Annotated in this window: 11 protein-coding genes and 2 rRNA genes (1 of these 13 running past the window's edge); 8 read left to right on the top strand and 5 right to left on the bottom strand. The window is 46.0% G+C overall.

Annotated features, from left to right (window positions below):
• Window positions 1-375 precede the first annotated feature (375 nt).
• Window positions 376-1,035, bottom strand: coding sequence for a ribosome biogenesis GTP-binding protein YihA/YsxC (yihA, locus tag CEQ32_RS16055; protein WP_037424068.1), 660 nt, complete (start codon window positions 1,033-1,035; stop codon window positions 376-378).
• Between the two features lie 169 nt (window positions 1,036-1,204).
• Here yihA and CEQ32_RS16060 point away from each other — a divergent pair, with 169 nt between their 5' ends.
• The 5 genes from CEQ32_RS16060 (at window position 1,205) to hemN (ending at window position 6,097) form a co-directional block, all read left to right on the top strand.
• On the top strand, window positions 1,205-1,828 hold the full coding sequence (locus CEQ32_RS16060) for a c-type cytochrome (protein WP_037424071.1): 624 nt from the start codon (window positions 1,205-1,207) through the stop codon (window positions 1,826-1,828).
• Window positions 1,829-2,654: 826 nt separating this feature from the next.
• The gene (locus CEQ32_RS16070; RefSeq protein WP_037429866.1) at window positions 2,655-3,293 is read left to right on the top strand and encodes a class I SAM-dependent methyltransferase; all 639 of its coding nucleotides are present in this window, start codon (window positions 2,655-2,657) and stop codon (window positions 3,291-3,293) included.
• Window positions 3,294-3,375: 82 nt separating this feature from the next.
• Window positions 3,376-3,927 (top strand): Der GTPase-activating protein YihI, encoded by a 552-nt coding sequence (gene yihI, locus CEQ32_RS16075; protein WP_088586434.1) that lies wholly within the window; start codon window positions 3,376-3,378, stop codon window positions 3,925-3,927.
• Window positions 3,928-3,995: 68 nt separating this feature from the next.
• Window positions 3,996-4,463 carry a DUF2489 domain-containing protein gene (locus CEQ32_RS16080; protein WP_037429860.1) on the top strand — a complete coding sequence of 156 codons (468 nt, stop codon included), beginning with the start codon at window positions 3,996-3,998 and terminating at the stop codon, window positions 4,461-4,463.
• A 293-nt stretch (window positions 4,464-4,756) separates the two neighbouring features.
• Window positions 4,757-6,097 (top strand): oxygen-independent coproporphyrinogen III oxidase, encoded by a 1,341-nt coding sequence (hemN, locus tag CEQ32_RS16085; protein WP_055648203.1) that lies wholly within the window; start codon window positions 4,757-4,759, stop codon window positions 6,095-6,097.
• A gap of 71 nt (window positions 6,098-6,168) precedes the next feature.
• Here hemN and add read toward each other — a convergent pair whose 3' ends face one another.
• The gene (add, locus tag CEQ32_RS16090; protein WP_055648204.1) at window positions 6,169-7,164 is read right to left on the bottom strand and encodes an adenosine deaminase; all 996 of its coding nucleotides are present in this window, start codon (window positions 7,162-7,164) and stop codon (window positions 6,169-6,171) included.
• Window positions 7,165-7,375: 211 nt separating this feature from the next.
• Between add and CEQ32_RS16095 the strand changes: the two genes are divergently transcribed.
• Both CEQ32_RS16095 and CEQ32_RS16100 read left to right on the top strand, forming a co-directional pair.
• Window positions 7,376-9,178, top strand: a complete 1,803-nt coding sequence (locus tag CEQ32_RS16095; RefSeq protein ID WP_055648205.1) for a DUF885 domain-containing protein — start codon at window positions 7,376-7,378, stop codon at window positions 9,176-9,178.
• Between the two features lie 101 nt (window positions 9,179-9,279).
• Window positions 9,280-10,293, top strand: coding sequence for an alpha/beta fold hydrolase (locus tag CEQ32_RS16100; protein WP_055648206.1), 1,014 nt, complete (start codon window positions 9,280-9,282; stop codon window positions 10,291-10,293).
• Here the strand turns inward: CEQ32_RS16100 and CEQ32_RS16105 are convergent.
• Window positions 10,250-12,700, bottom strand: a complete 2,451-nt coding sequence (locus CEQ32_RS16105) for an EAL domain-containing protein (protein WP_037429862.1) — start codon at window positions 12,698-12,700, stop codon at window positions 10,250-10,252. The genes CEQ32_RS16100 and CEQ32_RS16105 overlap by 44 nt on opposite strands.
• Before the next feature lie 242 nt (window positions 12,701-12,942).
• Between CEQ32_RS16105 and CEQ32_RS16110 the strand changes: the two genes are divergently transcribed.
• Window positions 12,943-13,969 (top strand): IS630-like element ISSpu8 family transposase gene (locus tag CEQ32_RS16110; protein ID WP_088585529.1). Its coding sequence is split into 2 segments (ribosomal slippage): window positions 12,943-13,392 and window positions 13,394-13,969, totalling 1,026 coding nucleotides; the frame shifts between segments, so codons are not numbered across the junction.
• Between the two features lie 92 nt (window positions 13,970-14,061).
• Here CEQ32_RS16110 and rrf read toward each other — a convergent pair.
• Window positions 14,062-14,177: ribosomal RNA gene (gene rrf, locus CEQ32_RS16115) — 5S ribosomal RNA — on the bottom strand.
• 221 nt (window positions 14,178-14,398) lie between these two features.
• A 23S ribosomal RNA gene (locus CEQ32_RS16120) occupies window positions 14,399-16,485 on the bottom strand (it continues 806 nt past the right edge of the window).

Genomic DNA, 16,485 nt, shown 5'->3' on the forward strand with positions numbered 1-16,485 from the left:
TAGTGACGAGCCAAATTCTGGCGCCCCAGCAACTTGTTTGCTGGGGCTTTTTTTGCTTTTTTTTCGCTCTAGGGATGATTTCAACAAAGGCGAGTAAATTTTAGAGTATTTACTTTAATAAAAGATAAATTCGATGTATGCTGTCGTCATTGAGAACCATTGAAGGTAATTTGATGGTGCTTGAGTCTTGTTGAATTTAGCTTCTCCCCAAAAGAGCTAAAACTTTGGCCGGTGACTATTGTTATCGGCTATTTTTTTGCCTGAAACTTGAGTGTTGAGAGTTGAAAATCAATTGTTTTATAAGGGGATAGAGCGGGATATCGCAGGGGAAGATGGCCGAATGCACTTGTGGCATCCGACCATAAAGCAAAAGACTTACTCGGCGCCGTCTTGGTTTTCTAACTCATCGGCCAACCATTGCGGATGACACCATTCATTTAAGATACTGAGCACTTTAGGTTTGCCCGTGCCCTTGAGCGCAGAAAAAGGCTCAACCTGTACCCAATCTCCAAACTCAACCAGCGCTTTACGCACTTCGTTCACGGTTTTCATCTTCGCGCTTTGCGCCAGCTTATCAGACTTAGTCAGTAATGCGAGTACCGGAATTTCACTCGCCACCGCCCATTCAATCATCTGCATATCCAGATCTTTTAGGGGATGACGGATATCCATTAAAACCACAACACCACTTAAACAAGCACGCTTCTGTAAATACTCGCCTAGAGATTGTTGCCATTTAATCTTCATGGCTAATGGCACTTGGGCAAAACCATAACCCGGTAAATCGACTAATCTACGCTGTGCATCAAGCTCAAATACGTTAATCAGTTGAGTACGTCCAGGCGTTTTACTGGTACGAGCCAAGTTTTTTTGCTCAGTTAATGCATTGAGCGCACTCGATTTTCCAGCATTTGAGCGACCAGCAAAAGCAATCTCAACACCGACATCGCCAGGCAGATATTGATCCAAATGTGCAATGTCTGGTGCACTGATTAAAAACTTCGCCCTGCGAAAATCTATATGAGATTCAGTCACTATTTACTCCAATATATTTACTGCGCAATACCATAATTTATGAAGAATTGCTTACTTTTCCACGTTTTCGTGTAAAATATTACCCCGATCACATTAAACATATTTTACCACGCTTGCGGGTCACCCTAGTAAGCTCAGGATAATAATCTTAACCAGAAGTTGGAACGCCATGAAAAAGTTAGCTCTTGCGCTGTCTGTTGTAGTTGCCGCCATATCTTCACCTGCGATTGCTGAAGGTAATGCTGAAGCGGGAAAAACTAAAATTATCGTCTGTTCTGCCTGTCACGGTATGGACGGTAACAGCATGATCGATATGTACCCTAAGCTTGCGGGCCAACACGCCACATACCTCCAAAAGCAACTACATGATTTCCGTAGTGCGGCACAATCTGGCGGTAAAGATGGTCGTATGGATCCTATCATGAGTGGTATGGCAATGCCTCTTAGTGATCAAGATATTCTCGACATTACTGCATATTTCTCTACTCAAGCAATCCAAGTTGCTGAGGTGAAAGATGTTCCTGAGCTAGGTGCAAAACTTTACAAAGGTGGCGATGTGTCACGCGGCATCACTGCATGTATGGCATGTCACGGTCCAGATGGTAAAGGGGCTGAATCAGCTGGTTTCCCAGCATTAGCCGGTCAACACGCTAACTATATCAAGATCCAACTGACTAAGTTCCGTGATGCAGGTCGTCACAATGACCTAAACGGTATGATGCAAGATGTCGCTAAGAAGTTAAATGACAGCGATATCGATGCACTATCTAAATATCTTGCTAGCCTAAAATAAGGTTTAGCGATGTAAAGAAGGGTGTGTTGTCACCCTTTTTTTACACCGCCTAGTTTACGTTAACGTAAACTGATAAAGATTCATGCTTGACATGGATCACAGATTTGGGTTTAATAAGCCCCGTACCGAGATAAACCCATCTGTTTGTACAAATAAATTAATAATAACTTACAGATTTCGGTATAATTAACATTCAAGATATAAGAATAAAGACTCTCAATAACAACAATATAACTAAGACCACTCTCTAATAATAACAAGAGCAGTGATTTCGCTTTGAAATCCAGGTCAGTACATTTTTGTAAGGGACGGCCGATAACGCCAATTTGCGAAAGCAAAACGCCTTACATTCAGGGTAACTTGCCCCATCAGGACACAGTTTTACATGATGTAAACTGTAGCAAAGGAAGCTAATCGCTTTGGATGCACTGGCTGGAAGCTTGTTATCACTGGAAGGTACTTCAAGTAACAAGGATGGTTGATTTAACGTCATTGATGACGCTGCTATAAAAGATGTGTCTTGAGACCATCTACGGAAACTGTGGTCAGGATGGCGACAGGAAAGAATTAAGAGTCTGGAAGACCGCTAACAAAAACACGCAGGGAAAGCAGTAAAAAAAAGAAGGATACCGACCGGGAAAGTCGCATAGCAAGTACGGATACTTGGAATCAGAATAGGGTGTTAAAATGCACTGTTTGTAAGGCGGCAGTTTAACTGCCGCCTTTTTTCTTTATGATTTTCAATCAAAACGCACTTTGTCTAGAAAGTGCACTCTGCAAATATAATTGTTACAATCAAAGCCTTAATCTTTTATCAGTTGACTCAATGCGCAGATGTCCCCTTTGTCATAGCACACAAACACTGTTGCTCCTACAGGACAAAAAACGGTGTTTTTATATTTGCCAGACATGCGGACTCACTTTTGCTGATGCAAATAGCCATCTTCCTCCTGCGGCAGAAAAACAGCGCTATGGCCGTTCGCGGATTGCCGCCAAACAGCGCCAACTCTCGCAATTTATTTTGCCGCTACTGACACAAATACAACTGCAGCAAAAAGGTAGCCTCACGGGCTTAAATTTTGGACGCGTATTAGATCAAACCAGTCTGGCGACCATTGAATCGGCGGGGCACACCTTCAAGCAATATGACCCTTTCTTTGCTCCTGACCATGAACCTCTAAAGCAAGAGTATGATTTTATTTGCTGCTACCGAGTATTTGAGCATTTTCAGTATCCCTTCAAAGAATGGAGATTACTGACCCGCTTGCTTAAACCAGGAGGCTGGTTAGCAATTAGTACTCCTTTATTAATTGATTTAGAAGGTTTTGCTAAGTGGCATTATAAAAACAATCTCACTCACGTGAGTTTTTACCAAAGACTAACTTTTGAATACCTAGCGAGTAATAGTGATTTTGAACTATTATTTGCCGCGAAAGACCTCGTTTTGATGCAAAAAACATCATAATCTGGTATAACAGCCGACCGAATTTAGCTCTTAGTCGATCCCGTATCGGCTAGGCCATACGATGTAAATAATTGAGAAAATCATGTCTCGTAGCAAGAAAACACGCAAGGGCGGCGAGAATAGCCCCAAACAACAGCCAAGAGTGAAAAAGCAGGAACGTGCTGAAGTCACTGGCAAGCGCGCAGAAAAGGGTAACAAGTCTGGCAGTCGTCATAATGAAGCGCTGATCCAGGCTCAAGCACCACAGAAAAAGGCTGCACAGAGCAAAGATCCTCGCCATGGCAGTAAAAAACCTGTGGCTTTGACGTTGCCAACCGCGACAGAAAAGCCAGCCACGCCAAAGGTTAAGCAGCCAAAGTTAACTGACGAGCAAAAATTACTGAAGCTGGAAGAAGATCCAAGACTAAATCAGTTGCTCGATATGCTAGAAGAAGGTCGCAACTTAAATGATGCCGATCAAAAATGGTTAGATCAGCAGCTGAATAAGATTGAAGCCCTGATGATTAAACTGGGTATTAGCGATGAGCTAGAAGATGAAGTGCCAGCGAAATCTAAAGCTGATTCAGATGACGACCTGTTCGATCGCTTTGAATCCGGTGCCGAACTGCTAAAAGATTATCAAGATAAGTTTTAAATCTTAGAATATGCATAAAAACAAAACGATTATGTTTTGTTTTTATGCTTTCTGAACAAGGAGTTCTCGTGTCTACCACTCTTATCGTTCTTGGTTTTATCATTATTGTTGCCCTCAGTAGCTACGCCACTTTTTTACTCCTCAAACTCAAGCAACAAAAACACCGTCAACAAGCGCTTTTTGCCGAGCGCGAAGTGGCAGCTAATGCCAAACGAGCACAAGTACTCGAAGATATCCGCTATATTGCGACAGCCATGATTGAAGACCGCTGTGAAATCTCCGAAGGCGTGGTCAGGATTGGGCGTTTGTTTGAGATTTTATCCCTCAGCGAGCGAGTCGCACCAGAGTTTCCTGCACTCTTCCAACATTTTGAGTTAATTAAAAATCATCCGATTATGGAAGCCCGCCAAGCTCTGCCAAAGCAAGATCGAATGAAACTCGATTTTACACGAATGAAATCTGAAGCTGAGCTTGCCGAAGGTATTAACGAAGATGCTAAAAAGTTGTCGACTTATCAGCTAAAAGCACCGCACTAAAAACGCTTACTCCGCCTCGAAGCCAAATTTGGATCGGTTTCGAGGCGATCAATTTAAATCCGTTCATCACATAGAGTGCGACTTCCCGTGAGCCTGTGCACAAAACCTCCAAAAAACGACAGACACACGCTCTTTTTTCATAGATATTGCGTAACTTCTAAAATGGCAGACATCATTTTTACAACCTAGATCAAGGTTATTTACCTAAGAACCTTGCATACTTCGTTTGTTGCTAATTTACCCTCGGAGGACACGCCTTGAAGCAGCCCACTCAGATAAGCTGGGATCAGTCGATGATCGAAAAATATAACTACAGCGGTCCCCGTTATACTTCTTATCCAACGGCGCTAGAGTTCGATGATTCATTCACTGAACAAAACCTGTTAACGGCGATTGAAAACAGTAAGAGTGACAAACTGTCGCTGTATATTCACATCCCCTTCTGCGCCAAACTTTGCTACTACTGTGGCTGTAATAAAGTCATCACTCGCCACGCCCACAAGGCTGATCAATACATTGAGTATTTGAGCCACGAAATTATCAAGCGCGCTCCGCTGTTTAAGCACTACACAGTCACCCAAATGCACTGGGGCGGCGGCACGCCAACCTTCTTAAATCCTGAGCAAATTCTGAAGTTAACCGACTTAATCAAGGCTAACTTTAACTTTGCCGCAGAAGGTGAGTTCTCTATCGAAGTTGACCCGCGTGAAATTGAGCTTTCAATGCTCGATACCTTAAAAGAAGCGGGCTTTAACCGCATTTCTATCGGGGTGCAGGACTTCAATAAAGAAGTACAAGTCGCAGTTAACCGCGAGCAGGACGAGCAATTTATTTTCGATTTAATGGCCAAAGCCAAGGCCATGGGATTCGTCTCAACCAATATCGACTTAATTTACGGTCTGCCACACCAGACTCCCGAAACATTCGCCGCTACCATGCAGCGCGTGTTAGACCTGTCACCCGATCGTCTATCCGTGTTCAACTATGCCCATTTACCCGCGCGTTTTGCCGCGCAGCGTAAAATCAAAGATGAACATTTACCATCGCCGAAACAGAAACTCGAGATGTTGCATCAAACAATCGAGACCTTAACTGGCGCAGGTTATCAGTACATTGGCATGGACCACTTCGCTAAGCCCGACGATGAGTTGGCTAAGTTACAACGCGAAGGCAAACTGCATCGCAACTTCCAGGGTTATACCACCCAAGAAGAATGCGACCTGCTTGGCCTTGGCGTGTCTTCAATCAGCCAAATCGGCGATTGTTATGCGCAAAACCAGAAGGACATTCGTCCTTACTACGAAGCCATCGACAAAGACGGACATGCGCTGTGGAAAGGTTGTAGCCTGAACCGTGATGACGAAATCCGCCGCGTAGTGATCAAACAATTGATCTGCCACTTCGATTTAGATATGGCGAAAATGGACGAAAAACTGGGTATTAAGTTTGAGGAATACTTCGCCGAAGACTTAAAACTACTGCAAACCTTTATCGACGATAAATTAGTTGAAATCGCCGACAGAAAGATCACCATCAGCCCCACAGGCCGCCTGTTGATCCGCAATATCTGTATGTGCTTCGACCTTTACTACCGTCAAAAAGCGCGTCAACAACAGTTCTCCCGTGTGATCTAACACTGACACATTTCCAATAAAAAAATCCGACTCGAATGTCGGATTTTTTATTGGGAAATAGAGCTACTTACTTAAGCTTTAGCCGCATACAGCGCCTTACGCTCACTCTCGGATAAAAACGCCATTTCCACCCCATTACGTTGCACCTGAGTCAGCTCAATATCGCTAAGTCCCAGTTCAGACTTAGCAATGCGATACTCATGCTTGATATCAATCGCACTCACACCCGGATCATCGGTGTTCAGGCTTATCAACACACCGGCATCCATAAAGGTTCTGAAGGGATGTTCAGCATAGGAAGACACAGTCGAAGTATGCAGATTGCTGGTTGGGCAAGATTCGATACCGATACGATGTTTAGCGAGGTATTCCATCAGCTTAGGATCGTGAATCGCATTCACCCCATGGCCAATACGTGTCGCACCCAACTCCTGAATCGCCTGCCACATACTTTGTGAACCCGCCGCTTCGCCCGCATGGGCGGTAATGGCTAAGCCTGCGTCTCGCACTCGCTTAAAGTGCTCGTTAAACAACTCGCCAGGAAAACCTAACTCATCGCCGGCTAAATCCATCGCGACTAAGTGTTGTTTATGGGCGAGTAAGCCTTCAAGCTCCTGAGTACAAGCGGCTTGGCCGAAAGAGCGCGACATAATTCCGATAAGATTGATTTTAACTTGGTAATCTTTCAGGCCTGCTTTCACCCCATCGATAACCGCTTCAACCACACCTTCAATCGGTAGCTTATGGTTCATCGCCATGTAATATGGGCTAAAACGCAGCTCCGCATAATCAAGGCCAGATAACGCAGCATCGGCCACGTTTTCATAGGCGACACGTTTTACCGCATCTAAATCAGCGAGAACGGCCACCATCCAGTCAAGCTTCTTTAAGAAGGCGACTAAGCTGGTTTCTTTCCCCTGAATTTGTACAAATGGCGCGAGAGTCTCTAAAGAATCGGCAGGCAAAGCAATGCCATGTTGGTGTCCGAGTTCCCAAATGGTGTTCACTCGCACGTTACCATCTAAGTGACGATGCAAATCCACCAATGGAATGGATGTATTGATCATAATTAACCCCTATGTGAACTACCCAGCCAATGCTTTTGTTATTTGGTCTAGGGCGGACACTAAGTTTAACACGCATTCTTTGGTGGCACTTAGCTAAGGGCAGGATTTAAATTCACATTCAGTCACAATTCTGCTTAATATGCGTACAAGAATCTGGGGTAAACCTCAGGCATAATGACTTCAATAACAACGAAAATATCCGAGATAAATCATGCATAAACTCTTTACCCCAAGCTTACTGATTTGCGCCCTAACTGCCTGTAGCACAGCTCAAACTCCTATCGAACATACACCGACAACCATCACTACAGCGCAGGCGCCAGCCAAAACTATGGCACCAGCACTGCAAGCGATTGTGGATCAAAGTTGGCAACTCCAACTCAGTGCCAGCCCAGAAATGGCCTATGGAATGGGGGACAAAAGTGCTGCGGGTAAACTACAAGATCTGTCACCAGAAGCCTTAGCCAAGCTCAATCAAGGACAAATTGCCATTCTGGCCCAATTGAAAGCACTGAATCGCAGCAAGCTGAGTAAAGAAGATAAAATCAACGCCCAAATCCTCGAGGATCAGATCCAAAATGAGGTTGATCTCTATAAATACAAGGATTACTACCTGCCAATCACCGCAGAGAGCGGCTTCCACGCCTATATATCTTCCATTGCACAAGGGCGATTCAACACCCTAGAGGATTACCAAAACTACCTAGGTAAGCTTAAGGCGCTACCGACCTATTTTGCCCAGCAAACCCATTGGTTAAAACAAGGCTTAAAGGAAGGTATTACACCGCCTAAGGCGACGCTCAAGGGATTTGAAAACAGCATTAGTGCTTACATCTTACCGGTAGAGAAAAGCAGTTATTTCAAGCCATTTACTCAATATCCAAGCCACTTTACCGAGGCGCAAAAAGCACAGCTCACCCAAGAAGGCAAAATCTTAGTCGAACAAAATGTAATCCCGACCTATCAGGCTTTTTATGATTTTATGACTCAGGAGTATATGCCCAACACTCGGGAAAATATTGCCGCCAACAGCTTACCCGATGGTGATGCCTTCTACGAGAACCGCGTTCGCTACTACACGACCTTAAATATGACCTCGGTCGAAGTGCACGAGCTCGGTTTAAAAGAAGTAAAGCGTATCCGCCAGGAAATGGAGCAAGTCATTAAGTCTGTTGGCTTTAAAGGCAGCTTTGCCGACTTTTTACATTTCTTAAGAACCGATCCCCAGTTTTATACCACCAGTGCGGATCAGCTCCTGAAAGAGGCGGCCTTTATTGCCAAAAAAGCCGATGCCATGTTGCCCAAATATTTTGGTAAATTGCCGCGAAAACCCTACGGTATCGCGCCAGTGCCGGCCGAAATTGCCCCTAAATACACTTCAGGCCGTTATTCAGGCTCTAATCGTGATGACGAGCCGGGTTACTACTGGGTTAATACCTACGCCTTAGATAAGCGCCCGCTCTATGAACTCGAAGCGCTAACGCTACACGAAGCTGTGCCCGGACATCATCTGCAGATTTCACTTAACTCCGAACTGAGCTCGTTGCCTGATTTTCGTCGCTATAGCTACATTTCGGCCTTTGGTGAAGGTTGGGGATTGTATAGCGAGTACTTAGGCTTAGAAGCGGGATTCTATCAAGACCCTTACAGTAACTTTGGACGCCTCACTTACGAGATGTGGCGCGCAGCTCGCCTCGTTGTCGATACGGGGATGCACGCCCAAGGCTGGAGTCGAGAGCAAGCCATCGAGTTTATGGCGAGCAACACGGCGTTGTCGCTCCATAATGTGACTACTGAGATTGATCGTTACATTACTTGGCCAGGGCAAGCGCTCTCCTACAAAATTGGTGAGCTCACCATTAAACGCCTGCGCGCGAAAGCCGAGCAAGCCTTAGGCGATAAATTTGATATTCGTGCCTTCCACGACGCCGTATTAGAGAATGGTTCTGTGCCTATGTCGGTGCTGGAGCAGCAGATAAACGACTTTATCGAAACGCAAAAAGCCGCGATTTAAGCTCATCCAAGGGAGCGGGTATTTTCCTGCTCCCTTTCCTGCCCGCCCCAGTTCTCTGATACACTCTAGCAAACCTTTTTGCCCGAGATGTGCGACAGAGTATGAGCCAAACGCCCCTAAACTTTCCAAGGGAAGAGTTTTCCAAGGTAGCTTTTTCAACGGAACACGATTTAAATACTTCTGAACAGCAAGCCTTTTGGCAAACCGTTGTCCAAGACACACTCAACCCCCCCGATGGATTAACCTTGGCCTATATGATGGTCAAGCATCCCAAGGCCCATGCCAGCATAGTCATCAGCAGCGGCCGGGTTGAATCCTACTTAAAGTATCAAGAATTGGTATTTGACCTGTATCAGCAAGGCTATTCGGTGTTTGCCATCGATCACCGCGGCCAAGGGTTATCGAGCCGCATGACGGCCAACCCCCATCAAGGCCACGTGCGGCGGTTTAATGACTATATCGACGACTTTGCCCTATTTATGCAAACCGTTGTACTCAAACATGCCACTTCGCCACTGTTCTTGCTCGGACATTCCATGGGCGGCGCCATCGGTACCTTGTATCTCAAACAACATCCGGATGTGTTTACCGCGGCGGCATTCTCAGCCCCCATGTATGGTATTAAGTTACCCATGCCCAAAGGATTTGTCCGTTGGTTAGCCAGTAAGCTTGATACTAGCCTCAACGGTGGAGAGCCTAACTATGTTCTCAGCGGGCAAAACTATAAGGCCGCTCCCTTTAAGGGAAATGATCTCACCCATTGCCAGAGTCGTTATCAAGCCTACCGAGAGTTGTACGATGCGGCGCCAAAGTTGCAGTTAGGCTCACCCACTAACCGCTGGTTGACTGAATCTTTAGATGCGGCCGATGCCTGTGTCTTGGCCACGGCACATATCCGCACACCCATTCTGATCCTACAAGCTGGTGAGGATAAAATTGTCGACAATGCCGCACAAAATCTTGCGGTGAGTTCTAATTGCCAACTAAAAGTGATTGCAGGTGCTGCCCATGAAATTTTTATGGAGAAAGATAGCTATCGCAATCAAGCACTCAATTACGTACTCGACTTTTTTAAACGCTACGCAACAAGGGACGTGGACAAGCAAGCTGTATAAAATCATTAAAACTCAAGGCTCGAGCGATATTGTAGCCTTGAAAGTGCGTACATCCTAAGGCTGTAAATAGCTGCTGTTGCTGTACAGATTCGACACCTTTCGCCACTATCGGCAGTTTAAAAGATTGTATCGATTGAATAAGCGCTTGGCTCCAACTGGCATCAACCAGCAAGCTTGCAGCACAATGCAAATCTAACTTAACTTCTGTAAGCGGGTAGTGGTGTAGGCAACTTAAGGCGCACTGACCAGCACCAAAGTTATCTAATGTAATCGCAATACCAGCCTCTGTTAACTGTCGGATACGTGGCTCAACAAAAGCGTTAGCGGTAAGCAATATACCCTCAGCAAGTTCAACCCCCAGTTGCTTATCATCAAGCTCATAGGAACGAACTAAAGTAATAAATTGATCTACAAAATCAGCTTGGCAAAAAGATAAGGTACTTATATTCAAAGTCATACGCGGCAGAATGATGCCCTGTTGCTTAAACTGTTTGACTAACAGACAAACTCGATCGGCAACATTTAAATCAAGCGCGGCGATTAATCCATTATGCTCAGCTAAGCGAATAAACTGCGCTACAGGCACAATTTCACCATTGGTTAAATACCAGCGAGATAAAACCTCTGCAGAAACAATTTTGCCTTGCCTATCAACAACAGGCTGGAACATCAAAGAGAGTTGATTGTCAGTAATCGCATGTTGTAATGCACTGATTAATGACGATTCAGGATCAACAGCAGACGCTAAGTCTGGATGATAAAACGCGCATCCCTCATGCTCCAGTGACAGAGCACACTTCATTGCGAGTTGCGCACGCTGAACCACGAGTTCTGGAGTGAGAGTATCGACGGGATCTAATAAACAAATACCCACGTTGGCACTCAAACTAAAATGAGACTCTCCATAATGGAAAGGGCGAATCGTAATTTGTCTTAACTCGGTTGCCAAAGCTAATGCACGACGCCCTGCAATCTCAGCATCAACGGCCAACTCCTTAATTAAAAGAGCAAAATGACCAAGTTCAATATGAGCAACGACAATGTTCTCTGTAAAATAACTCGAGAGCCTTGCACTTAACTGCGACAGTAAACGCTCAAGTTCGTGGGATGATAATGCCTCGCTAACGCCTAAGGTATCGACATTAACGAATAATAATGCTCCCCACTGGCCAGAACTATTACGTTGAGTCAGGTAATGTGACAATTGCGCCATAAATACTTCAGGAAGCATCCGATGACCACCTGCCGATTGCTTCACTAACTCCGCAATCGCAGCATGGTTTCTCTCACTCTCTGATACATCGACATGAATGCCTATCATCCGAGTCGGTCTACCAAGATGGTCCCAGTCGACTAACATGCCACGGTCAAATACCCAGACATAATGCCCTTCGCGGTGCTGTAAGCGATGAACACTCTCAAACTCTTTTGTTTTTCCGCTCACATATTCCTGTAAGCAATGCAATACAGCCCGTCTATCCTCGGGATGCAAACGTGTTTCCCATGTCTGGAATACCCCTTCCAGTTCATCGGGTTGATAACCTATCATTTCTTTCCAGCGGTCGGAGAGAAACACTTCGCCAGTACGAAGATCCCAATCCCAAATACCATTGCGCGACCCTTCAACGGCAAATAACCAACGCTGTTCACTATCATTAAGCTGTTTAACCGCTCGCGCTAACCGATCATGAACCAATTGTAGGTTTGTTTGCAGGGATAAAATCTCGGACGCACTCCAAGGTACTTGAGTAGAAAATGCCGATGTGCCGACATGTTGTGCCGATTTGCATAACAGCTTCAGTGGACGTATTAGCAGATAATATAACACGCATGTAAAGCCAATAAGCAGCAACGCCCCAAGCCCCCACACACGCATAAATCGCTGTTGTAACTCGCTTGATGCTCTCGCGACCAAAGGGGCTAGATCAGATTCAAGATAAAGCAGCTCTGTGGCCCCAGGATACTGGGCGTCAACTGGATAATAAGCTTGAATTGATAACCTTTCTGGATTGACCGAAATACTTGCCTGACCTGATTGCACTACGACATGATGTCTAAGCACATCATATCCATCAATCACTTCTATCGCATTGCTATCGCGCCAAACAGTATGATTAGCAAAACGGATCCGACTGTTCGCATCAAGCAAGATATAAACCATCACATTCATATCTAAGGTTGCTAGAGACACTTCCTGCTCAATCCGCTCAATATCTTGCAGTGCCTGTGCTGACTGAACGACAGCCTGCATACGCAAAAGCTGCTGTTTTATCTGACTCACTTGACGATCAGCTAACTCCTTACGCACCAGTTCACTCTCATAAAAATACTCAGCCGTCACTAACACTAAATAAAGTGTCAGCATACACACAGGAATTAATACGGCGAGTGAGAGTTTGCGAAGCATTGGTAGCTTATGATCTTAAATAAAGAAATAGACGCCCTGTATGCTAACGGTAAACCTACGACTAAGCAAAAAGACTTAACATAAATACGAGTATTTTGGAGAGCACTACCTAAAAAATTAAGACAGTGATTGATTGTAATCATCTAATAACATTTAGATGTTTTGAATATGGGATAGCTATGTTATACCAATTATATTAATTATGTGATCTAATTGGTCATCAGTTTTTAATCATACAAAATATGAATAATCCCCACATCGCAGCCTTAGTAAAATCGGAGAAAAGTGCACGCAAACGTATGCGCTATCTTGCCTTACTCCATTTCACTGAAGGTCATTCTCGTACCGCCATCGCAAGCATGCTTAAGGTCAGTAGAACCAGTGTCAATCGCTGGGTCACCGCCTATTTAACCCATGGGCTGACTGGCCTTGACGATGCGCCCAATCCGGGCCGTCCTGCGACACTGTCCATCGCACAACAAGCTAAGCTTAAAGCGTTCGTACAGCACAGAAGTCTATCTGAACAAGGTGGCAGGTTGATGGCCAAGGATGTCGGCCTATTTATTCAGTCTGAATTTGGTGTGACGTTCAAGCAAGCAAATATCTACCGCTTGCTGCATCAACTTGGCTTCTCATGGATTACCACTCGCTCTCGCCACCCGAAACAATCTGAGGCTATACAAGAGGCTTTTAAAAAACTTCCGGATGGCAACGATCCTTAACACACCTGGGCACGTTGCACTCGATCGCATTGACGTTTGGTTTCAAGATGAAGCCCGCTTTGGCCAACAGAATACCACCACCCGTATTTGGGCTGAGAAAGGGACCCGTCCACGGGCCGTCAAGCAGCAACAATTTGAATCAGCGTATCTATATGGCGCCGTGTGTCCGGCAACGGGGGCGACACAAGCGATTATTGCCCCGCATGCCAATAGCGAATATATGAACGAGCATTTAAAACTGATTTCAGCCGCCACCGCATTTGGGCGCCATGCGCTGGTCATCATGGACGGCGCAGGCTGGCATCAACAGGATTTGGCCGATGACTTTGATAATCTGACGCTTCTCAAGTTGCCACCTTATTCACCGGAGTTGAATCCAATAGAGCAGGTATGGCAATGGCTGCGTCAAAATGTGTTGGCCAATCGTTGTTTTAGTGGTTATGACGATATTGTCGAACAGTGCTCTATCGCATGGAATACCTTCATTGAGAAGAAAGCAAGAGTGATAGAATTGTGTACTAGACCATGGACAATTTTGACCAGTTAGTTAATGGAATTGGTATTACAAAAAGCAGGCTATTTGAAATTTCAAAAACAAAAAAGCCAGCTTATTCAGCTGGCTTCATTGTTTAATTAAGCGCTTGGCGATGACCTACTCTCACATGGGGAGACCCCACACTACCATCGGCGCGATTGCGTTTCACTTCTGAGTTCGGGATGGGATCAGGTGGGACCACGATGCTATTGTCACCAAGCAAATTCTTACTGGTTAATTCTACGTCTGACGGCATTGTTTCCTTACTCCAGTGCTCATGTACTATCGTACACTCCGCCCTTCGCTCGTCACGGCTTTGTCTGCCGTACAATTACCTGCGCAATTAACCTTTATTTGTTAATTTAGAAAGCTGGATTGAGTACCACTTCTTAAGTGTTTCTATTCGTCTAAGTGCTACTTAGCAAAACCCATCTGGGTTGTATGGTTAAGCCTCTCGAGTCATTAGTATCAGTTAGCTCAACGCCTCACAACGCTTACACACCTGACCTATCAACGTCCTAGTCTCGAACGGCTCTTTAGTGGACTTATAGTCCAAGGGATGACTCATCTTGGGGCTCGCTTCCCGCTTAGATGCTTTCAGCGGTTATCGATTCCGAACATAGCTACCGGGCAATGCCATTGGCATGACAACCCGAACACCAGCGGTTCGTTCACTCCGGTCCTCTCGTACTAGGAGCAACTCCCCTCAATCATCCAACGCCCACGGCAGATAGGGACCGAACTGTCTCACGACGTTCTGAACCCAGCTCGCGTACCACTTTAAATGGCGAACAGCCATACCCTTGGGACCGACTTCAGCCCCAGGATGTGATGAGCCGACATCGAGGTGCCAAACACCGCCGTCGATATGAACTCTTGGGCGGTATCAGCCTGTTATCCCCGGAGTACCTTTTATCCGTTGAGCGATGGCCCTTCCATTCAGAACCACCGGATCACTATGACCTACTTTCGTACCTGCTCGACGTGTCTGTCTCGCAGTTAAGCTGGCTTATGCCATTGCACTAACCGTACGATGTCCGACCGTACTTAGCCAACCTTCGTGCTCCTCCGTTACTCTTTGGGAGGAGACCGCCCCAGTCAAACTACCCACCAGGCACTGTCCTTACCCCAGATAATGGGGCCAAGTTAGAACATCAACACTACAAGGGTGGTATTTCAAGGACGACTCCATCAGAACTAGCGTTCCAACTTCATAGTCTCCCACCTATCCTACACATGTAGGGTCAATGTTCAGTGCCAAGCTATAGTAAAGGTTCACGGGGTCTTTCCGTCTAGCCGCGGGTATACGGCATCTTCACCGCAATTTCAACTTCACTGAGTCTCGGCTGGAGACAGCGTGGCCATCATTACGCCATTCGTGCAGGTCGGAACTTACCCGACAAGGAATTTCGCTACCTTAGGACCGTTATAGTTACGGCCGCCGTTTACCGGGGCTTCGATCATGAGCTTCTCTTGCGATAACCCAATCAATTAACCTTCCGGCACCGGGCAGGCGTCACACCGTATACTTCCTCTTGCGAGTTTGCACAGTGCTGTGTTTTTGATAAACAGTTGCAGCCACCTGGTATCTGCGACTCCCGTCAGCTTAGAGAGCAAGTCTCATCACCAACAAGAGCGTACCTTCTCCCGAAGTTACGGTACCATTTTGCCTAGTTCCTTCAGCCGAGTTCTCTCAAGCGCCTTGGTATTCTCTACCCGACCACCTGTGTCGGTTTGGGGTACGATTCCCGCTAACCTGAAGCTTAGAAGATTTTCCTGGAAGCATGGCATCAACTACTTCATCCCCTTGGGGACTCGTCATCAGCTCTCAGTGTATAGTGACCCGGATTTGCCTAAGTCACCCACCTACCACCTTAAACGCGGACTACCAACGCCGCGCTAGCCTAGCCTTCTCCGTCTCTCCATCGCAGTTAGCGGAAGTACAGAAATATTAATCTGTTTCCCATCGATTACGCCTTTCGGCCTCACCTTAGGGGTCGACTCACCCTGCCCCGATTAACGTTGGACAGGAACCCTTGGTCTTTCGGCGAGGGGGTTTTTCACCCCCTTTATCGTTACTCATGTCAGCATTCGCACTTCTGATACCTCCAGTGTGGGTTACCCCTTCACCTTCAACGGCTTACAGAACGCTCCTCTACCGCGCAACTCTAATGAATTGCACCCGTAGCTTCGGTGGTATGTTTAGCCCCGTTACATCTTCCGCGCAGGCCGACTCGACTAGTGAGCTATTACGCTTTCTTTAAATGATGGCTGCTTCTAAGCCAACATCCTAGCTGTCTAAGCCTTCCCACATCGTTTCCCACTTAACATACACTTTGGGACCTTAGCTGACGGTCTGGGTTGTTTCCCTTTTGACGACGGACGTTAGCACCCGCCGTCTGTCTCCCGAGTAGTACTCATTGGTATTCGGAGTTTGCAAAGGGTTGGTAAGTCGGGATGACCCCCTAGCCTTAACAGTGCTCTACCCCCAATGGTATTCGCTCGAGGCGCTACCTAAATAGCTTTCG

Origin of the sequence: Shewanella sp. FDAARGOS_354, from assembly GCF_002209245.2 — a bacterium.
GTDB lineage: Bacteria > Pseudomonadota > Gammaproteobacteria > Enterobacterales > Shewanellaceae > Shewanella > Shewanella xiamenensis.